The organism is Bacillus capparidis (assembly GCF_017832095.1).
GTDB classification, from domain to species: Bacteria; Bacillota; Bacilli; order Bacillales; family Bacillaceae; genus Bacillus; species Bacillus gobiensis.
The window spans coordinates 24,729-44,085 of sequence record NZ_JAFDST010000009.1; the positions used below are offsets into that span (position 1 = coordinate 24,729).

Genomic DNA, 19,357 nt, shown 5'->3' on the forward strand with positions numbered 1-19,357 from the left:
GAAGATTAAAAGGGAGGTAAGCCCCTTGCTAGATGTGAACAATTTTGAGTATATGAACATCGGTCTCGCTTCACCTGATAAAATCCGCTCATGGTCATTTGGTGAAGTAAAAAAACCCGAAACAATAAACTATCGGACGTTAAAACCCGAAAAAGACGGTTTGTTCTGCGAACGAATTTTTGGTCCTACAAAAGACTGGGAATGTCATTGCGGCAAATACAAGCGGGTACGTTATAAAGGCGTTGTTTGTGACCGCTGCGGAGTGGAAGTTACACGTGCAAAAGTACGTCGTGAGAGAATGGGGCATATCGAATTGGCTGCCCCTGTCTCTCATATTTGGTACTTCAAAGGAATACCAAGCCGCATGGGCCTCGTGCTTGATATGTCTCCGCGCGCTTTGGAGGAAGTTATCTATTTTGCGTCTTACGTGGTGACAGACCCGGGCAATACGCCGCTTGAAAAGAAACAGCTTCTTTCTGAAAAAGAATTCCGTTCTTATTATGATAAGTACGGCAATAAATTTCATGCGTCAATGGGAGCTGAAGCTATTAACAAGCTTCTATCCGATATTGATTTAAATAAAGAAGTAGATACGCTGAAAGAAGAATTGAAAACATCCCAAGGTCAAAGGCGGACACGTGCCATTAAGCGCCTTGAGGTGTTGGAAGCCTTCCGTAATTCAGGAAATAAACCATCTTGGATGATCCTTGATGTGCTTCCTGTTATTCCTCCTGAGCTGCGCCCAATGGTTCAGCTTGACGGCGGACGGTTTGCGACTTCCGACTTAAATGACTTATACCGCCGCGTCATTAACCGTAACAACCGTTTAAAACGGTTGCTGGATCTTGGGGCTCCAAGCATTATCGTACAAAATGAAAAACGGATGCTTCAAGAAGCGGTTGACGCTTTAATCGATAACGGCCGCCGCGGCCGTCCTGTAACAGGACCTGGCAACAGGCCGCTTAAATCTCTTTCACATATGCTGAAAGGTAAACAAGGGCGCTTCCGTCAAAACCTATTAGGAAAACGCGTTGACTATTCAGGACGTTCGGTTATTGTTGTAGGGCCGAATCTGAAAATGTACCAATGCGGGCTGCCAAGGGAAATGGCGTTGGAGCTGTTTAAGCCTTTTGTTATGAAAGAGCTTGTTGAAAAAGGTTTAGCTCATAACATTAAAAGTGCAAAACGTAAAATTGAGCGCGTGCAGCCAGAGGTATGGGATGTGCTTGAGTCTGTTATTAAAGAGCATCCGGTTCTTCTTAACCGTGCACCGACACTTCACAGATTGGGAATTCAAGCATTTGAACCAACGCTTGTTGAAGGCCGGGCAATCCGTCTTCACCCATTGGTGTGTACAGCGTATAATGCGGACTTTGACGGCGACCAAATGGCTGTTCACGTTCCGTTATCTGCTGAAGCTCAAGCTGAGGCACGTATATTGATGCTTGCGGCACAAAACATCCTGAATCCTAAAGATGGTAAACCGGTTGTTACCCCTTCTCAAGATATGGTTCTCGGGAACTATTATCTCACCTTAGAGCGCAAGGGCGCGATCGGGGAAGGTATGGTCTTTAAGGATACAGATGAAGCGCTGCTTGCATACCAAAACGGCTACGTTCATTTGCATACGCGGGTAGCTGTAGCTGTAAATTCATTGAAAAACACAACATTTACCGAAGAACAACGTAAGAAATTGCTGGTAACAACTGTCGGGAAATTAATTTTCAATGAAATTTTACCGCCGTCATTCCCTTATATGAATGAGCCGACCAAAAGCAATATTGAAGAGAAGACACCTGATCGTTTCTTCGTTGATAATGGTGCGGATATAAAGGATGTAATTGAAAAGCAAGAAATCAATTCTCCATTCAAAAAAGGGATATTAGGTAAAATTATTGCCGAAATCTTTAAGAAGTTCCATATTACCGAAACATCTAAGATGCTTGATCGTATGAAAAATCTCGGTTTTAGGTATTCAACAAAAGCTGGTATTACGGTTGGTGTTTCTGATATCGTCGTCCTTGATGACAAACAGGCTATTCTTGAAGAAGCACAAGGAAAAGTAGACAATGTTCTTAAGCAATTCAGACGTGGATTAATCACGGAGGAAGAAAGATACGAACGTGTAATCAGCATCTGGAGCTCAGCAAAAGATGTGATTCAGAGCAAGTTGATGAAGTCATTAGACGAAGTCAACCCAATTTACATGATGAGTGATTCCGGAGCCCGTGGTAACGCCTCGAACTTTACCCAGCTTGCTGGTATGCGCGGTTTGATGGCCAACCCTTCTGGACGCATTATCGAACTTCCAATTAAATCGAGCTTCCGAGAAGGCTTAACAGTATTGGAATACTTTATCTCAACTCACGGCGCACGGAAAGGTCTTGCCGATACAGCTCTTAAAACGGCTGACTCTGGCTATTTGACAAGAAGGCTCGTTGATGTTGCCCAGGATGTTATCATCAGAGAAACAGACTGTGGTACAGATCGAGGAATTCTTGCAAAGGATCTTAAAGAAGGAACAGAAATTATTGAACGCCTTGATGAACGCTTGGTTGGACGATTTGCCCGCAAGACCGTCAAGCATCCTGAAACGGGCGCTGTGTTAATCGAAGAGAACGAACTGATCGATGAGGACAAAGCAATTGAAATTGTGGAAGCTGGCATTAATGAGGTTTGGATCCGTTCTGCGTTTACTTGTAATACTCCTCACGGGGTATGTAAACGATGCTACGGACGCAACCTTGCAACTGGCCAAGATGTAGAAGTAGGCGAAGCGGTTGGAATTATTGCTGCCCAATCGATCGGAGAGCCGGGAACGCAGCTTACCATGCGTACCTTCCACACCGGTGGAGTTGCGGGGGACGATATTACTCAAGGTTTGCCGCGTATTCAAGAGCTGTTTGAAGCAAGAAATCCGAAAGGCCAAGCGACAATTTCCGAAATCGACGGCGTCATTACTGAGGTTAATGATGTTCGGGATAAACAACAAGAGATTGTCATTCAAGGCGAGGTAGAATCTCGTTCATATACAGCACCTTACAACGCACGCCTTAAAGTAGTAGAAGGAGATCAAATTGTAAGAGGCCAAGTTCTTACTGAAGGATCGATTGATCCGAAAGAACTTTTAAAAGTAACAGATATTACGGCTGTACAAGAATATCTGCTTCATGAAGTACAAAAGGTTTACCGTATGCAGGGTGTTGAAATCGGCGATAAACACGTTGAGGTTATGGTACGTCAAATGCTTAAAAAAGTGCGTGTCATTGATGCTGGAGATACTGAAGTATTGCCAGGGACTCTTCTTGATATCCACCAGTTTACAGAAGCAAACAAAAAGGTGCTATTGGAAGGGAACCGTCCGGCAACCTGCCGTCCTGTGATCCTCGGTATTACAAAAGCATCGCTTGAAACGGATTCCTTCTTATCTGCTGCGTCCTTCCAAGAAACAACACGTGTTCTTACCGACGCTGCAATTAAAGGAAAACGCGACGAGCTGCTTGGATTGAAAGAAAACGTCATTATCGGTAAGCTTGTTCCTGCAGGTACAGGAATGCAAAATTACCGTAAAGTTAAACCAGTATCACATGTTCAGCCATCAGAGGATATGGTCCCGGTTGAATAAAAAATAGAAAATGAAGGATGTCACTAAAATATGTCATAGAATGTTGACATCCTTCTTTTTGAATGATACTATATCCAAGGTGTGAAAAACTAAACCTGTTACTTTGGAGGATATATTCGTGTCTTATGATAAAGTAATGCAGGCAGAAACGATTATTATAGGTACGAAGCAAACAGTAAAAGCTCTTAAACGAAATTCAGTCAAGGAAATAGTCGTAGCAGAAGATGCCGACCCTCATTTGACGGCTGGTGTGATCCAGCTTGCCAAAGAACGGGAAGTGGCAGTCTCTATGGTTGATTCCATGAAAAAGCTCGGCAAAGCTTGCGGAATAGAGGTTAGGGCAGCAGCTGTTGCCATTATTCAATAACGTACTTGTTTTTGCGTTATTTCTTTGTAATGCAAAGGCATTGTTTTTTACCTATTAATGAACCACCTGGGTATGTGGGTTATAAAAAGCAAGGAAGGGAGGAAACAATATCATGCCAACTATTAATCAATTAGTTCGCAAAGGTCGCGTAAGCAAGGTTGAAACTTCAAAATCACCTGCGCTTAACAAAGGATACAACAGTTTCAAAAAAGAAATGACAAACGTATCCTCACCACAAAAACGCGGGGTATGTACTCGTGTGGGTACAATGACACCGAAAAAACCAAACTCTGCACTTCGTAAGTATGCTCGTGTTCGTTTGTCTAACAACATCGAGGTTACAGCATACATCCCTGGAATTGGGCACAACCTTCAAGAACACAGTGTTGTCCTAATTCGCGGCGGACGTGTAAAGGATTTACCGGGAGTTCGTTACCACATCGTACGTGGTGCGCTTGATACTGCTGGAGTTGAAAATCGTATGCAAGGCCGTTCTAAATACGGTACAAAACGCCCTAAAGGCAAGTAATTTAAGAGAAATCAATAATCAATTTCTATGAAGGGAGGATATTCAGATGCCTCGTAAAGGTCCTGTAGCAAAAAGAGACGTGTTACCAGATCCAATTTACAATTCAAAGCTTGTTACACGCTTAATCAACAAAATGATGATTGATGGTAAAAGAGGAAAGTCTCAAACAATCCTATACAAATCATTCGACATCATTAAAGAACGTACTGGCAACGAAGCAATGGAGGTTTTCGAACAAGCATTGAAAAACATCATGCCTGTACTAGAAGTAAAAGCTCGCCGTGTCGGCGGTTCAAACTATCAAGTTCCTGTTGAGGTGCGTCCAGAGCGCCGTACAACTTTAGGTCTTCGTTGGTTAGTAAACTACGCTCGTCTTCGTGGTGAAAAAACTATGGAAGAGCGTTTAGCTAATGAAATTCTTGATGCAGCAAACAACACTGGTTCAGCAGTGAAAAAACGTGAAGATACTCATAAAATGGCGGAAGCAAATAAAGCATTTGCTCATTATCGCTGGTAATCTTCAATATACTAAAATAATTAATTTCCTAATAAGGAAGGAGAAGTTACCAAATGGCAAGAGAGTTCTCCTTAGAAAAAACACGTAATATCGGTATCATGGCTCACATTGATGCCGGTAAAACAACAACGACAGAGCGCATCTTGTTCTATACCGGCCGTATCCATAAAATTGGTGAAACTCATGAAGGAGCTTCACAAATGGACTGGATGGCACAGGAGCAAGAACGCGGTATTACAATTACATCCGCAGCAACAACTGCGTCTTGGAAAGGTTACCGCATTAACATCATCGATACACCGGGACACGTAGACTTCACAGTTGAAGTTGAACGTTCTCTCCGGGTACTTGATGGCGCTGTGGCAGTACTTGACGCGCAATCCGGTGTTGAGCCTCAAACAGAAACTGTTTGGCGCCAAGCAACAACATACGGAGTACCGCGTGTTGTATTTGTCAACAAAATGGATAAAATCGGTGCGGATTTCCTTTACTCTGTCGGTACGTTAAGAGACCGCCTTCAAGCTAACGCTCATGCGATTCAATTACCAATTGGCGCTGAAGATAACTTTGAAGGAATTATCGATCTTGTAGAGAACGTAGCTTATTTCTATGAGGATGATTTGGGTACACGCTCAGAAGCGAAAGAAATCCCTGACGAGTACAAAGAACTTGCAGAAGAGCATCGTGCGAACTTAGTAGAAGCAGTTGCTGAGCTTGATGAAGAGCTTATGGAGAAGTACCTTGAAGGTGAAGAGATCACAATTCCTGAACTAAAGGCTGCGATCCGTAAAGGAACTTGTAATGTTGAGTTCTATCCGGTTCTATGCGGCTCTGCGTTCAAAAATAAAGGAGTACAGTTGGTTCTTGACTCAGTTCTTGATTACCTTCCGGCTCCGATTGATGTACCACCAATTAAAGGGATTCTTCCAGATTCTGAAGAAGAAGTCGTTCGTGAATCTTCCGACGATGCTCCTTTCTCAGCTTTAGCGTTTAAAGTTATGACTGACCCTTACGTTGGTAAACTTACCTTCTTCCGTGTTTACTCAGGAACGCTTGATTCCGGTTCATACGTAAGAAACTCTTCTAAGGGTAAGCGTGAGCGTGTCGGCCGTATCCTTCAAATGCACGCAAACAGCCGTGAAGAAATTTCGACTGTTTATGCGGGGGATATTGCTGCAGCAGTTGGTCTAAAAGATACATCAACTGGCGATACTCTTTGTGACGAGAAAAGCTTGGTTATCTTGGAATCAATGGAATTCCCTGAGCCGGTTATCTCTGTTGCGATCGAACCAAAATCAAAAGCTGACCAAGACAAGATGTCTATCGCCCTTGGTAAGCTTGCTGAAGAAGATCCAACATTCCGTGCGCATACGGATCAAGAAACAGGTCAAACCATCATCGAAGGTATGGGTGAACTTCACCTTGACATTATCGTTGACCGTATGAAACGCGAATTCAAAGTAGAAGCTAACGTTGGTGCTCCACAGGTTGGATACCGCGAAACTTTCCGCTCTCCTGCTCAAGTAGAAGGAAAGTTCGTGCGTCAGTCTGGCGGACGCGGACAATTCGGACACGTTTGGATTGAATTTTCACCAAACGAAGAAGGAAAAGGCTTCGAATTTGAAAATGCAATCGTCGGTGGTGTCGTTCCTCGTGAGTACATCCCAGCGGTTCAAGCCGGACTTGAGGATTCATTGCAAAACGGTGTACTTGCCGGATATCCGCTAGTTGATATTAAAGCTAAGCTGTATGACGGCTCGTACCATGACGTTGACTCGAATGAAATGGCCTTTAAAATCGCGGCTTCTATGGCATTGAAAAATGCCGCTAAAAAATGTAGCCCGGTTATTCTTGAGCCAGTCATGAAGGTTGAAGTTGTTATCCCTGAAGAATACATGGGTGACATCATGGGTGATGTAACATCCCGTCGCGGACGTGTTGAAGGTATGGATGCCCGCGGTAACGCACAGATCGTTCGCGCGATGGTTCCACTATCAGAAATGTTCGGCTATGCAACATCACTTCGCTCTAACACACAAGGTCGCGGTGTATTCTCAATGCACTTTGATCACTATGAAGAAGTGCCAAAAAGCATCAGCGAAGAAATTATCAAAAAAAATCGCGGTGAATAATTGATTTTGCCGCTTCATTAAAGTATAACTACTAGTGTAAGATGAGAAAGTGAAACTTTTGCTTTCACTTTCTATCACTCTTTATACATTAAAAACAAGCTTTTAAGGAGGATTTTATAGAATGGCTAAAGAAAAATTCGACCGTTCCAAACAACATGCCAACATCGGCACAATTGGACACGTTGACCATGGTAAAACAACTTTAACTGCTGCTATCACAACAGTACTTCATAAGAAATCTGGTAAAGGTGCAGCAATGGCTTACGATCAAATTGATGGTGCTCCAGAAGAGCGTGAGCGCGGAATCACAATTTCAACTGCACACGTTGAGTATGAAACTGATACTCGCCACTATGCACACGTTGACTGCCCTGGACACGCTGACTATGTTAAAAACATGATCACTGGTGCGGCTCAAATGGACGGAGCAATCCTAGTTGTTTCTGCTGCTGATGGTCCAATGCCACAAACTCGTGAGCACATCCTTCTTTCTAAAAACGTTGGTGTTCCTTACATTGTTGTATTCTTAAACAAATGCGACATGGTTGATGACGAAGAACTACTTGAACTAGTTGAAATGGAAGTTCGTGATCTTCTTTCTGAATATGACTTCCCTGGAGATGACATTCCTGTAATTCAAGGTTCAGCTCTTAAAGCTCTTGAAGGAGATGCTGATTACGAGCAAAAAATCTTTGAACTAATGGATGCTGTTGATGAATACATCCCAACTCCAGAACGCGACACTGACAAGCCTTTCATGATGCCTGTTGAGGATGTTTTCTCAATCACTGGCCGTGGAACAGTTGCTACTGGCCGTGTTGAGCGCGGACAAGTTAAAGTCGGTGACGAAGTAGAAATCGTTGGTCTTGCTGAAGATAAGAAAAAGACTACAGTTACTGGTGTTGAAATGTTCCGTAAGCTTCTTGATTATGCTGAAGCTGGAGACAACATCGGTGCACTTCTTCGCGGTGTTGCCCGTGAAGATATCCAACGTGGTCAAGTACTTGCTAAACCAGGTACGATCACTCCGCACCACAAATTTAAAGCTGAAGTTTATGTTCTTTCTAAAGAAGAAGGTGGACGTCATACTCCATTCTTCTCAAACTACCGTCCTCAGTTCTACTTCCGTACAACTGATGTAACTGGTATCATTCAGCTTCCTGAAGGCGTAGAAATGGTTATGCCTGGAGACAACATCGAAATGGATGTTGAATTGATTTCAACTATCGCTATTGAAGATGGTACTCGCTTCTCTATCCGTGAAGGCGGACGTACTGTTGGATCTGGTGTTGTTACAACTATCGTTGAATAATCAATATATAAAAAAAGCGAGATCCTAATAGGGTCTCGCTTTTTTCTATTTGGTTCATCATCAATCATCGTCACCTGAAGCCAACCTTATCTTCCTCTTTCCAGCCCTCCCTTAATGACCAATAACCCCTGTTATGAGAATCCCGTATAAGGGATAAAATTAGAAAATGATTACTCTTGAAGTCGGCAGGGTTAATCTGTATAATGAAAAAAGTGTGCAAAGCACAGGAATTTTAATATTTTCTTGCATCATGCCTCGTATTTTTGTATAATAGTGCATGTTGGTCTTTGACTGCGATGAAGTGAGAGGTTGCTGACACACCAGGCCGCTTTGCCATGGCAAGGTGAGTGAGGTTTTCTCACGGAGAACTGTCTAACTTAAAGTAGGCGAAAAGGAGGGAAAATAATGGCAAAACAAAAAATTCGTATTCGTTTAAAAGCATATGATCATAGAATTCTTGATCAATCAGCTGAGAAAATTGTAGAAACGGCAAAACGTTCTGGTGCTAATGTATCAGGTCCGATTCCGTTGCCAACTGAAAAATCAGTTTACACGATTCTTCGTGCGGTTCATAAATACAAAGATTCTCGTGAACAATTCGAAATGCGTACACATAAGCGTCTAATCGACATCGTGAACCCGACTCCACAAACTGTCGATGCACTTATGCGTTTAGACCTGCCATCAGGTGTAGATATCGAAATTAAACTATAAGTTTATAGAATAAACCATTTAAATTAACAGGAGGTGTGACGAATGACCAAAGGAATCTTAGGAAGAAAAATTGGTATGACGCAAGTATTTGCTGAAAACGGTGATCTAATTCCAGTGACTGTAATTGAAGCGAACCCAAACGTCGTTCTTCAAAAGAAGGCAGCTGACAACGATGGCTACGAAGCGATCCAAATCGGTTTTGAAGACAAACGTGAAAAGCTTTCAAACAAACCTGAAAAAGGTCACGTTGCAAAAGCAGAAACTGCACCTAAGCGCTTCGTAAAAGAATTACGCGGTGTAGATGTGAATGCGTATGAAGTTGGTCAGGAAGTCAAAGTTGATGTTTTCTCTGCTGGAGAAATTGTAGATGTAACAGGAGTATCGAAAGGTAAAGGATTCCAAGGTGCAATTAAGCGCCACGGACAATCTCGCGGACCTATGACTCACGGTTCACGCTACCACCGTCGTCCAGGTTCAATGGGACCGGTTGATCCAAACCGTGTATTTAAAGGCAAAGCATTGCCAGGCCGCATGGGCGGAGAAAAAATTACTGTTCAAAATCTAGAGATTGTCAGAGTAGATGCTGAACGCAATGTTATTTTAGTAAAAGGGAATGTCCCTGGACCTAAAAAATCATTGGTAACTGTAAAAAGCGCAATTAAATCTAAATAATTCTCTTAGGAAAGGAGGAAAATGGTCATGCCAAAAGTAACATTATATAAACAAAACGGCTCTTCAAACGGAGACATCGAATTAAACGCATCTGTATTCGGAATCGAGCCGAATGAGAGTGTCGTATTCGATGCCATCCTTATGCAAAGAGCATCCTTACGCCAAGGATCACATAAAGTTAAAAATCGTTCTGAAGTACGTGGCGGAGGCCGCAAACCATGGCGCCAAAAAGGTACAGGACGTGCCCGTCAAGGTTCAATCCGTTCACCGCAATGGCGCGGAGGTGGAATTGTTTTTGGCCCAACACCACGCAGCTATTCTTATAAGCTACCTAAAAAAGTTCGCCGCTTGGCGATCAAATCAGTATTGTCTTCTAAAGTAACTGACAACAATCTAGTCGTTCTTGAAGATTTAACGCTTGAAGCTGTTAAAACGAAAGAAATGGCAACGATCCTTAAAGGTCTTTCTGTTGAGAAGAAAGCTTTAATCGTAACTGCTGATCATAACGAGACAGTTTCATTATCTGCTCGTAATATTCCTGGAGTTACTGTTGTCAATGTTGATGGTATCAGCGTATTAGACGTTGTAAACCATGAGAAGCTTCTGATTACGAAAGCAGCGGTTGAAAAAGTAGAGGAGGTGCTCGCGTAATGAAAGATCATCGTGATGTTCTTAAGCGCCCCGTTATTACTGAACGTTCTGCTGAATTAATGTCCGAAGAGAAGAAATATACGTTCGACGTAGATGTAAGAGCCAATAAAACCGAAGTGAAAGATGCGGTTGAGGCGATTTTCGGTGTGAAGGTTGAAAAAGTCAACATTATGAACTATAAAGGCAAGTTCAAGCGAGTTGGACGCTATACTGGTAAAACAAACCGTCGCAGAAAAGCGATTGTTAAACTTACTGAAGATAGCAAAGAAATCGAAATTTTTGAAGCCTAAATTATAAAAAGAAGGAGGGAAACTCAAAATGGCGATTAAAAAGTATAAACCGACCTCTAATGGACGTCGTGGGATGACAACTTCAGATTTTGCTGAAATCACAACTGATAAACCAGAAAAATCTTTGCTTTCTCCCCTTCATAAAAAAGGAGGACGCAACAACCAAGGAAAAATGACTGTACGTCACCAAGGTGGCGGACATAAGCGTCAATACCGTATCATTGACTTTAAGCGCGATAAAGATGGTATACCTGGACGCGTTGCTTCAGTAGAATACGATCCTAACCGCTCAGCAAATATTGCTCTAATCAGCTATGCAGATGGAGAAAAACGTTACATCTTGGCTCCGAAAGGAATCGAAGTTGGTACGGAAATTTCTTCTGGTGCAGAGTCTGATATCAAAGTAGGAAATGCACTTCCGCTCGTCAACATTCCTGTTGGTACAGTTGTGCACAACATTGAGTTGAAACCTGGAAAAGGCGGACAGCTTGTTCGTTCTGCAGGAACGTCTGCACAGGTTCTAGGTAAAGAAGGCAAATACGTACTCGTAAGACTTAATTCTGGTGAAGTTCGCATGATTCTTTCTGCTTGCCGTGCAACGGTTGGCCAAGTAGGAAACGAACAGCATGAACTAATCAACACTGGTAAAGCTGGACGTTCTCGCTGGAAAGGTGTTCGCCCGACAGTCCGCGGTTCTGTTATGAACCCTAACGATCACCCTCATGGCGGTGGTGAAGGACGTGCGCCTATCGGACGTAAATCACCAATGTCACCTTGGGGCAAACCGACACTTGGATTTAAAACTCGTAAGAAAAAGAGCAAGTCAGATAAATTTATTGTACGTCGCCGTAAAAAATAACGCGATTGTCTACGGTTCATTTCGGACCGTAGTGCAATCACGAAGGGAGGTTCCAAAATGGCTCGCAGCTTGAAAAAAGGACCATTTGTCGATGAACATTTAATGACGAAAGTCGAAAAGTTAAACGAAACGGATAAAAAGCAAGTGATTAAAACTTGGTCACGCCGTTCAACCATTTTCCCGCAATTTATCGGTCACACACTTGCTGTCTATGATGGACGCAAACATGTACCTGTCTTCATTTCAGAAGATATGGTAGGTCACAAGTTGGGTGAATTTGCACCAACTCGTACTTACAAAGGCCATGCTAGTGATGATAAAAAAACAAGACGCTAAGAGAGGAGGCAACCTAAATGGACGCTAAAGCTGTTGCAAAAACAGTACGCATTGCTCCTCGTAAAGCTCGTCTAGTAATGGACCTGATTCGAGGCAAGCAAGCAGGTGAAGCAGTATCAATTCTACGCCATACACCAAGAGCTGCTTCTCCGATTATTGAAAAAGTATTAAACTCTGCTATTGCCAATGCTGAGCACAACTATGAATTGGACGCAAACAACCTAGTTGTTACTGAAGCTTACGTAAATGAAGGCCCGACGTTGAAAAGATTCCGTCCGCGCGCTATGGGACGTGCAAGCCAAATCAACAAACGTACGAGTCATATTACAATCGTTGTATCAGAAAAGAAGGAGGGATAACTCGTGGGTCAAAAGGTAAATCCAGTCGGTCTTCGCATTGGAGTTATTCGTGATTGGGAATCTAAATGGTTCGCTGGTAAAGATTACGCTGACTTATTGCATGAAGACCTTAAAATCCGTGAATACATCAGCAAACGCCTAGCTGACGCTTCTGTTTCTAAAGTGGAAATTGAACGTGCTGCTAACCGTGTGAATATTACTGTTCATACAGCGAAGCCTGGTATGGTTATCGGTAAAGGTGGTTCGGAAGTTGAAGCACTTCGTAAAGCCCTTAACGAACTAACCGGGAAACGTGTACACATCAACATTCTTGAAATCAAAAAAGCTGATCTAGATGCTCAGCTTGTTGCAGATAACATCGCTCGTCAATTAGAAAACCGTATTTCTTTCCGCCGTGCGCAAAAGCAAGCGATCCAACGTACGATGCGTGCTGGAGCACAAGGAATTAAAACAATGGTTTCAGGTCGTCTTGGCGGTGCAGATATTGCCCGTTCTGAATATTACAGTGAAGGAACTGTTCCACTCCATACACTACGTGCGGACATCGATTACGCTACATGTGAAGCTGACACCACTTACGGTAAGCTTGGCGTTAAAGTATGGATCTATCGTGGAGAGGTACTTCCTGCTAAGAAGAACACTCAGGAAGGAGGAAAATAATCATGTTATTGCCTAAACGTGTGAAATACCGCAGAGAACACCGTGGAAAAATGCGCGGTCGTGCAAAAGGCGGAACTGAGGTAAACTTCGGTGAGTATGGTCTTCAAGCTCTAGAAGCATCTTGGATTACGAACCGTCAAATTGAAGCTGCTCGTATTGCCATGACTCGTTACATGAAACGTGGCGGTAAAGTTTGGATTAAAATTTTCCCTTCAAAACCATATACTGCAAAGCCACTTGAAGTTCGAATGGGTTCCGGTAAAGGTGCTCCTGAAGGATGGGTTGCTGTAGTAAAACCAGGTAAAATTTTATTTGAAATCGCGGGTGTATCTGAAGAAGTTGCTCGTGAAGCTTTACGTCTTGCTGCACACAAGCTTCCAATTAAGACTAAATTCGTAAAACGTGAAGAAATTGGTGGTGAATCAAATGAAAGCTAATGAAATTCGTGACCTAACCACTGCTGAAATTGAACAAAAAGTAAAATCTCTTAAAGAAGAGCTTTTCAACCTTCGCTTTCAACTTGCGACTGGACAGCTTGAAAATACAGCTCGCATCCGTGAAGTGCGCAAATCAATTGCGCGTATGAAAACCGTGATTCGCCAAAGAGAACTTGCTTCCAGCAAATAAGAAAAGATAGGAGGTTTCGTACCATGAGTGAACGTAACCAACGCAAGGTTTATCAAGGCCGTGTTGTTTCTGATAAAATGGATAAAACCATTACGGTTGTTGTAGAAACATACAAAAAGCATAAGCTTTACGGCAAGCGTGTTAAATACTCTAAAAAATTCAAAGCGCATGATGAAAATAATCAAGCTAAAATCGGTGACATCGTAAGAATCATGGAAACTCGTCCGTTATCTGCGACGAAACGTTTTCGTTTAGTTGAAGTTGTCGAAGAAGCTATTGTTATCTAATTAAAGTTCGGGATTTATTCCGAAGGGAGGTCGCAAAATGATTCAACAGGAGTCTCGTTTAAAAGTCGCTGACAACTCTGGTGCACGTGAAGTCTTAACGATTAAGGTTTTGGGTGGATCAGGCCGCAAAACAGCAAATATTGGTGATGTCATTGTTTGTACGGTTAAACAAGCAACACCAGGAGGCGTTGTCAAAAAAGGTGATGTGGTAAAAGCTGTTATCGTTCGGACGAAAAGCGGTGCACGCCGCAATGACGGTTCTTACATCACTTTTGATGAAAATGCTTGTGTCATTATTCGTGATGACAAAAGCCCGCGTGGTACTCGTATTTTCGGACCAGTAGCCCGTGAATTGCGTGAAAACAACTTTATGAAAATTGTTTCTCTAGCTCCAGAAGTTATTTAATGAATGAAATGCCTTGCTAAGGAGGTGCGATCAGAATGCATGTTAAAAAAGGCGATAAAGTAGTGGTTATTTCCGGTAAAGACAAGGGCAAAGAAGGAGTGATCCTTGCATCTTTTCCAAAGAAAGAGCGTGTTTTGGTTGAAGGTGTGAATATCGTTAAAAAGCACTCAAAACCGACACAAGCAAATCCACAAGGTGGAATCTTAAACCAAGAAGCACCTATCCATGTGTCCAACGTTATGCCGATTGATCCGAAATCAGGGAAAGGCACACGTGTTGGTTATAAAACGGAAGACGGAAAGAAAGTCCGTGTTGCTAAAAAATCGGGCCAAGTTCTAGATAAATAGTAATAAAGGAAGGGAGGTCTATCTCATGAACCGCCTTAAAGAAAAGTACAAAAAAGAAATTACACCTGGATTAATGACAAAGTTCAATTATGATTCTGTCATGCAAGTGCCGAAAATCGAAAAAATTGTAATTAATATGGGTATTGGCGATGCTGTACAAAACGCGAAAGCAATCGACACAGCAGTTGAAGAGCTTACGTTTATCGCTGGTCAAAAACCTGTTGTTACTCGTGCGAAGAAGTCAATCGCTGGATTCCGTCTTCGTGAAGGAATGCCGATCGGAGCGAAAGTAACTCTACGCGGAGAGCGCATGTATGATTTCCTTGATAAACTTATTGCTGTTTCTTTACCACGCGTACGTGATTTCCGCGGAGTCTCTAAAAAATCATTTGACGGTCGCGGAAACTACACATTGGGCATTAAAGAACAGTTGATTTTCCCTGAAATTGATTACGATAAAGTAACTAAGGTTCGCGGTATGGATATCGTTATTGTTACGACTGCAAATACAGACGAAGAAGCTCGTGAACTATTGACTCAAGTAGGTATGCCGTTCCAGAAATAAATAGGAAAGGGAGGCGAAATCATGGCTAAAAAGTCTATGATTGCGAAACAAAAACGAGAGCCTAAGTTTAAAGTTCAGGAATATACTCGCTGCGAACGCTGCGGTCGACCACATTCCGTTATTCGTAAGTTTAAACTTTGCCGTATTTGTTTCCGTGAACTTGCATATAAAGGACAAATTCCTGGCGTTAAAAAAGCCAGCTGGTAATCCCCGTAAACGGGAAGGAGGTTAATTAATAATGGTTATGACAGATCCGATTGCAGATATGCTGACTCGTATTCGCAACGCGAACATGGTACGTCATGAGAAGCTTGAAATCCCTGCTTCTAAACTTAAAAGAGAAATTGCTGAAATCTTAAAACGTGAAGGTTTCGTCCGTGACGTCGAATTCGTTGAAGACAGCAAGCAAGGAATCATCCGTGTTTTCTTGAAATACGGCCAAAACAACGAACGAGTTATCACTGGCTTAAAAAGAATCAGTAAGCCTGGTCTTCGTGTTTATGCAAAATCAACCGAAGTTCCTCGCGTTTTGAACGGTTTAGGGATTGCTATCATCTCAACTTCTCAAGGAGTTTTGACTGATAAAGAAGCCCGTGCGAAACAAGCCGGCGGAGAAGTACTAGCTTACGTTTGGTAATAAGTATAATAAGGATGGAGGTGTAAAATATGTCTCGTGTAGGAAGAAAGCTGCTTGAGATCCCTTCAGGTGTTACAGTAACGAACAATAACAACACTGTAACTGTGAAAGGTCCTAAAGGAGAATTAACCCGTACGTTTCACCCTGATATTGAAATTAAGATCGAGGACAATGTACTAACTGTAAACCGTCCTTCTGACCACAAAGAACACCGTGCTCTTCATGGTACAACAAGAAGCTTGCTCGGCAACATGGTAGAAGGTGTGAATAAAGGCTTTGAAAAAGGATTAGAATTAGTCGGTGTCGGTTACCGTGCTTCTAAATCAGGCAATAAGCTTGTTTTAAGCGTTGGATACTCTCATCCGGTTGAAATCGTCCCTGAACAAGGTATTGAAATTGAAGTGCCATCACAAACAAAAATCGTAGTAAAAGGAACGGACAAAGAACGTGTAGGTGCCACTGCTTCTAACATTCGCGCCGTCCGCTCCCCTGAGCCATACAAAGGCAAAGGAATTCGCTATGAGGGTGAAATGGTTCGCCGCAAAGAAGGTAAATCTGCTAAGTAACACCGCTTAAAGTGAAGAAAGGAGTGACCCTAATGATTACAAAAGCAAGCAAAAACGCTACTCGTCTAAAAAGACACGCTCGTGTTCGCTCAAAGATCTCAGGAACGGCTGAAAGACCGCGTCTGAATGTTTTCCGCTCTAACAAAAACATTTACGCACAAGTGATCGATGATGTAAACGGAGTTACATTGGCGAGTGCTTCTACTTTGGATAAAGAATTGAACGCTGACAACGGCGGAGATGTCTCTGCTGCTGCTAAAGTAGGCGAGCTCGTTGCAAAACGCGCAGCTGAAAAAGGCATTGCGAATGTTGTATTTGACCGTGGGGGTTATTTGTATCACGGACGTATCAAAGCCCTTGCTGACGCTGCTCGTGAAGCAGGTCTTGAATTTTAAGGAAAAAAGGAGGGACACATAAAAAATGAGTAAACTAATAGATCCAAACAAATTAGAGTTAGAAGAGCGCTTAGTAACCGTTAACCGTGTTGCGAAAGTTGTTAAAGGTGGTCGTCGTTTCCGTTTTGCTGCTCTAGTCGTTGTTGGTGACAAAAACGGCCATGTCGGATTTGGAACAGGTAAAGCACAAGAAGTACCTGAAGCGATCCGCAAAGCAGTAGAAGACGCGAAAAAGAATTTAATTGAAGTGCCTACAGTCGGAAGCACTATTCCACATGAAGTCATTGGACGTTTTGGCGCAGGAAACATTCTGCTTAAGCCTGCTTCAGAAGGTACTGGTGTTATTGCCGGAGGACCGGTTCGTGCCGTACTTGAACTTGCTGGAGTAGCTGATATTCTTTCTAAATCTCTTGGTTCAAATACACCGATCAACATGATCCGCGCAACTATTCAAGGCTTAAGCTCACTTAAGCGTGCAGAAGAAGTTGCAAAGCTACGTGGAAAATCAGTTGAAGAACTGTTAGGATAAGGAGGGAACGATTATGGCTAACAAATTAGAAATTACCCTCACTCGCAGTGTAATCGGCCGTCCTGAAGATCAACGTGTAACAGTTAGAACGCTTGGTTTAAAGAAAACAAACCAAACGGTTGTTCACGAAGATAACGCGGCGATTCGCGGTATGATTAATAAAGTATCACATTTAGTTTCTGTAAAAGAACAATAATTAACTTTTCAAGCTAAGGAGGTGTCACGATGAAACTTCATGAATTAAAACCATCAGAAGGCTCTCGTAAAACACGTAATCGTGTTGGACGCGGAATCGGCTCTGGCAATGGTAAGACATCAGGTAAAGGTCATAAAGGTCAAAACGCTCGTTCAGGCGGCGGCGTACGTCCGGGTTTTGAAGGTGGGCAAATGCCTTTGTTCCAGCGTCTTCCTAAGCGTGGATTTACAAACATTAACCGCAAGGATTACGCTGTAGTTAACCTTGAAAAACTGAACAGCTTTGCAGAAGGAACAGAAGTTACTCCTGAACTTCTTTTAGAAACTGGTACAGTAAGCAAATTAAGATCAGGAATAAAGATTCTTGGCAACGGTAAATTAGAGAAAAAATTAACTGTAAAAGCCAATAAATTCTCCTCTTCTGCTAAAGAAGCAATTGAGGCTGCTGGCGGTACAGCTGAGGTGATCTAACTTGTTTAAGACAATCTCCAACTTTATGCGTGTGCGTGATATCCGGAACAAAATCATTTTCACCCTTTTAATGCTAATCATCTTTCGAATCGGTGCGTTTATACCGGTTCCGAATGTTAATGCAGATGTTCTGCAGCAGCAGGATCAGATGAGCGTATTTGGTATTCTCAATACGTTTGGCGGCGGTGCTCTCTTCAATTTTTCCATTTTGGCAATGGGGATCATGCCCTATATTACAGCTTCGATCATCATTCAGCTCTTGCAAATGGATGTTGTTCCGAAGTTTACCGAATGGTCTAAGCAAGGTGAGGTTGGCCGCCGTAAATTAGCTCAGTTTACAAGGTACTTTACTATCGTCCTCGGATTTATCCAAGCATTGGGCATGTCATACGGGTTTAATAGTATGGCCGGTGGCATGTTAATTCAGAATCCGGGCATTGGTACGTATTTGGTTATTGCTGTCGTACTCACAGCCGGAACTGCTTTTTTAATGTGGTTAGGTGAACAAATCACTTCACACGGCGTTGGGAACGGAATCTCAATCATTATCTTTGCGGGCCTCGTTGCAGGAATCCCGCAGACGTTGAATCAGATTTACGCTCAACAGTTTACTGATGTTGGGGATCAGCTGTTTATGCGAATTTTAACATCAATCCTCATCGTGCTTGCTGTGTTAGCTGTTATTGTTGGAGTTATTTTTATTCAACAGGCAGTGAGGAAAATCGCCATTCAGTACGCAAAAGGGTCTGGCCGCACGCCTCAAGCTGGAGGACAGTCTACCCATCTTCCGCTTAAGGTGAATCCTGCGGGGGTAATCCCGGTTATTTTTGCTGTGTCATTTATCTATACACCGCCTCTAATTGCCGGTTTCTTCGGCTCAAATGCTGTAACAGACTGGATTCAAAATACGTTTAATTACTCACAGCCTGTCGGAATGATTATTTACGTAGCCTTGATTATTGCTTTCACTTATTTTTATGCGTTTGTTCAGGTTAATCCAGAGCAGATGGCTGAGAATCTGCAGAAACAAGGCGGTTATATACCAGGGGTTCGACCTGGGAAGATGACGCAGGAGAAAATAACGAGTATATTGTATCGACTTACGTTTGTTGGTGCGATATTCCTGTCAGTAATTTCGATTCTTCCTATTATCTTCATCCAAGTTGCCGGTCTGCCCCAAAATGCACAGATTGGCGGAACAAGCTTGCTAATCGTCGTGGGAGTTGCCCTTGAGACGATGAAACAGCTTGAAAGTCAGCTTGTTAAAAGGAATTATCGCGGATTTATGAAAGGCTAGAGGCGATGGGGC

General features: G+C 42.7%; 28 protein-coding genes. All 28 read left to right on the top strand.

Annotation, left to right across the window (positions count from 1 at the left end):
• The first annotated feature begins 25 nt into the window (after nt 1–25).
• The 28 genes from rpoC to secY all read left to right on the top strand — a co-directional run bounded on the left by rpoC (nt 26) and on the right by secY (nt 19,345).
• Nucleotides 26–3,625: a DNA-directed RNA polymerase subunit beta' gene (gene rpoC / locus JOC74_RS22325; protein ID WP_053605165.1), complete on the top strand. Its 3,600-nt coding sequence runs from the start codon at nt 26–28 to the stop codon at nt 3,623–3,625.
• 118 nt (nt 3,626–3,743) lie between these two features.
• A complete protein-coding gene (locus JOC74_RS22330; RefSeq protein WP_053605166.1) occupies nt 3,744–3,992 on the top strand; it encodes a 50S ribosomal protein L7ae-like protein in 249 nt (82 codons plus the stop codon).
• A gap of 112 nt (nt 3,993–4,104) precedes the next feature.
• Nucleotides 4,105–4,521: a 30S ribosomal protein S12 gene (rpsL, locus tag JOC74_RS22335; protein WP_053605167.1), complete on the top strand. Its 417-nt coding sequence runs from the start codon at nt 4,105–4,107 to the stop codon at nt 4,519–4,521.
• Between the two features lie 46 nt (nt 4,522–4,567).
• The gene (gene rpsG, locus JOC74_RS22340; protein ID WP_053605168.1) at nt 4,568–5,038 is read left to right on the top strand and encodes a 30S ribosomal protein S7; all 471 of its coding nucleotides are present in this window, start codon (nt 4,568–4,570) and stop codon (nt 5,036–5,038) included.
• A 53-nt stretch (nt 5,039–5,091) separates the two neighbouring features.
• A complete protein-coding gene (gene fusA / locus JOC74_RS22345) occupies nt 5,092–7,170 on the top strand; it encodes an elongation factor G (RefSeq protein WP_053605169.1) in 2,079 nt (692 codons plus the stop codon).
• 121 nt (nt 7,171–7,291) lie between these two features.
• Nucleotides 7,292–8,482: an elongation factor Tu gene (gene tuf, locus JOC74_RS22350; RefSeq protein WP_053605170.1), complete on the top strand. Its 1,191-nt coding sequence runs from the start codon at nt 7,292–7,294 to the stop codon at nt 8,480–8,482.
• A gap of 405 nt (nt 8,483–8,887) precedes the next feature.
• Complete coding sequence (gene rpsJ / locus JOC74_RS22355; RefSeq protein ID WP_053605171.1) at nt 8,888–9,196, top strand: 30S ribosomal protein S10; 309 nt, start codon at nt 8,888–8,890, stop codon at nt 9,194–9,196.
• A gap of 42 nt (nt 9,197–9,238) precedes the next feature.
• The gene (gene rplC, locus JOC74_RS22360; protein WP_053605172.1) at nt 9,239–9,868 is read left to right on the top strand and encodes a 50S ribosomal protein L3; all 630 of its coding nucleotides are present in this window, start codon (nt 9,239–9,241) and stop codon (nt 9,866–9,868) included.
• Nucleotides 9,869–9,895: 27 nt separating this feature from the next.
• Nucleotides 9,896–10,519, top strand: a complete 624-nt coding sequence (rplD, locus tag JOC74_RS22365; protein ID WP_053605173.1) for a 50S ribosomal protein L4 — start codon at nt 9,896–9,898, stop codon at nt 10,517–10,519.
• On the top strand, nt 10,519–10,809 hold the full coding sequence (rplW, locus tag JOC74_RS22370) for a 50S ribosomal protein L23 (RefSeq protein ID WP_053605174.1): 291 nt from the start codon (nt 10,519–10,521) through the stop codon (nt 10,807–10,809). Before rplD ends, rplW begins: the two co-directional genes overlap by 1 nt.
• Before the next feature lie 28 nt (nt 10,810–10,837).
• The gene (gene rplB / locus JOC74_RS22375) at nt 10,838–11,668 is read left to right on the top strand and encodes a 50S ribosomal protein L2 (RefSeq protein WP_053605175.1); all 831 of its coding nucleotides are present in this window, start codon (nt 10,838–10,840) and stop codon (nt 11,666–11,668) included.
• A 57-nt stretch (nt 11,669–11,725) separates the two neighbouring features.
• The gene (rpsS, locus tag JOC74_RS22380) at nt 11,726–12,004 is read left to right on the top strand and encodes a 30S ribosomal protein S19 (protein ID WP_053605176.1); all 279 of its coding nucleotides are present in this window, start codon (nt 11,726–11,728) and stop codon (nt 12,002–12,004) included.
• A 17-nt stretch (nt 12,005–12,021) separates the two neighbouring features.
• Nucleotides 12,022–12,363, top strand: a complete 342-nt coding sequence (gene rplV / locus JOC74_RS22385) for a 50S ribosomal protein L22 (RefSeq protein WP_053605177.1) — start codon at nt 12,022–12,024, stop codon at nt 12,361–12,363.
• Nucleotides 12,364–12,366: 3 nt separating this feature from the next.
• The gene (rpsC, locus tag JOC74_RS22390; RefSeq protein ID WP_053605178.1) at nt 12,367–13,023 is read left to right on the top strand and encodes a 30S ribosomal protein S3; all 657 of its coding nucleotides are present in this window, start codon (nt 12,367–12,369) and stop codon (nt 13,021–13,023) included.
• A 2-nt stretch (nt 13,024–13,025) separates the two neighbouring features.
• Nucleotides 13,026–13,460, top strand: coding sequence for a 50S ribosomal protein L16 (gene rplP, locus JOC74_RS22395; protein WP_053605179.1), 435 nt, complete (start codon nt 13,026–13,028; stop codon nt 13,458–13,460).
• Complete coding sequence (gene rpmC, locus JOC74_RS22400; protein WP_053605180.1) at nt 13,450–13,650, top strand: 50S ribosomal protein L29; 201 nt, start codon at nt 13,450–13,452, stop codon at nt 13,648–13,650. Before rplP ends, rpmC begins: the two co-directional genes overlap by 11 nt.
• Before the next feature lie 23 nt (nt 13,651–13,673).
• Nucleotides 13,674–13,937, top strand: coding sequence for a 30S ribosomal protein S17 (rpsQ, locus tag JOC74_RS22405; RefSeq protein WP_053605181.1), 264 nt, complete (start codon nt 13,674–13,676; stop codon nt 13,935–13,937).
• 37 nt (nt 13,938–13,974) lie between these two features.
• On the top strand, nt 13,975–14,343 hold the full coding sequence (gene rplN, locus JOC74_RS22410; RefSeq protein ID WP_053605182.1) for a 50S ribosomal protein L14: 369 nt from the start codon (nt 13,975–13,977) through the stop codon (nt 14,341–14,343).
• A 35-nt stretch (nt 14,344–14,378) separates the two neighbouring features.
• Nucleotides 14,379–14,690 (top strand): 50S ribosomal protein L24, encoded by a 312-nt coding sequence (gene rplX / locus JOC74_RS22415; RefSeq protein ID WP_053605183.1) that lies wholly within the window; start codon nt 14,379–14,381, stop codon nt 14,688–14,690.
• Nucleotides 14,691–14,715: 25 nt separating this feature from the next.
• Nucleotides 14,716–15,255, top strand: coding sequence for a 50S ribosomal protein L5 (gene rplE / locus JOC74_RS22420; protein WP_053605184.1), 540 nt, complete (start codon nt 14,716–14,718; stop codon nt 15,253–15,255).
• 21 nt (nt 15,256–15,276) lie between these two features.
• Nucleotides 15,277–15,462 (top strand): 30S ribosomal protein S14, encoded by a 186-nt coding sequence (rpsN, locus tag JOC74_RS22425; protein WP_053605185.1) that lies wholly within the window; start codon nt 15,277–15,279, stop codon nt 15,460–15,462.
• Nucleotides 15,463–15,493: 31 nt separating this feature from the next.
• A complete protein-coding gene (gene rpsH, locus JOC74_RS22430; RefSeq protein WP_053605186.1) occupies nt 15,494–15,892 on the top strand; it encodes a 30S ribosomal protein S8 in 399 nt (132 codons plus the stop codon).
• 29 nt (nt 15,893–15,921) lie between these two features.
• Nucleotides 15,922–16,458 carry a 50S ribosomal protein L6 gene (gene rplF / locus JOC74_RS22435; protein ID WP_053605187.1) on the top strand — a complete coding sequence of 179 codons (537 nt, stop codon included), beginning with the start codon at nt 15,922–15,924 and terminating at the stop codon, nt 16,456–16,458.
• Between the two features lie 32 nt (nt 16,459–16,490).
• A complete protein-coding gene (rplR, locus tag JOC74_RS22440) occupies nt 16,491–16,853 on the top strand; it encodes a 50S ribosomal protein L18 (protein WP_053605188.1) in 363 nt (120 codons plus the stop codon).
• Between the two features lie 25 nt (nt 16,854–16,878).
• Nucleotides 16,879–17,382 (top strand): 30S ribosomal protein S5, encoded by a 504-nt coding sequence (gene rpsE / locus JOC74_RS22445; RefSeq protein WP_053605189.1) that lies wholly within the window; start codon nt 16,879–16,881, stop codon nt 17,380–17,382.
• A gap of 13 nt (nt 17,383–17,395) precedes the next feature.
• Nucleotides 17,396–17,578, top strand: coding sequence for a 50S ribosomal protein L30 (gene rpmD / locus JOC74_RS22450; RefSeq protein WP_053605190.1), 183 nt, complete (start codon nt 17,396–17,398; stop codon nt 17,576–17,578).
• A 29-nt stretch (nt 17,579–17,607) separates the two neighbouring features.
• Nucleotides 17,608–18,048 carry a 50S ribosomal protein L15 gene (rplO, locus tag JOC74_RS22455; RefSeq protein WP_053605191.1) on the top strand — a complete coding sequence of 147 codons (441 nt, stop codon included), beginning with the start codon at nt 17,608–17,610 and terminating at the stop codon, nt 18,046–18,048.
• A gap of 1 nt (nt 18,049) precedes the next feature.
• The gene (gene secY, locus JOC74_RS22460; protein WP_053605192.1) at nt 18,050–19,345 is read left to right on the top strand and encodes a preprotein translocase subunit SecY; all 1,296 of its coding nucleotides are present in this window, start codon (nt 18,050–18,052) and stop codon (nt 19,343–19,345) included.
• The last annotated feature ends 12 nt before the right edge of the window (nt 19,346–19,357 follow it).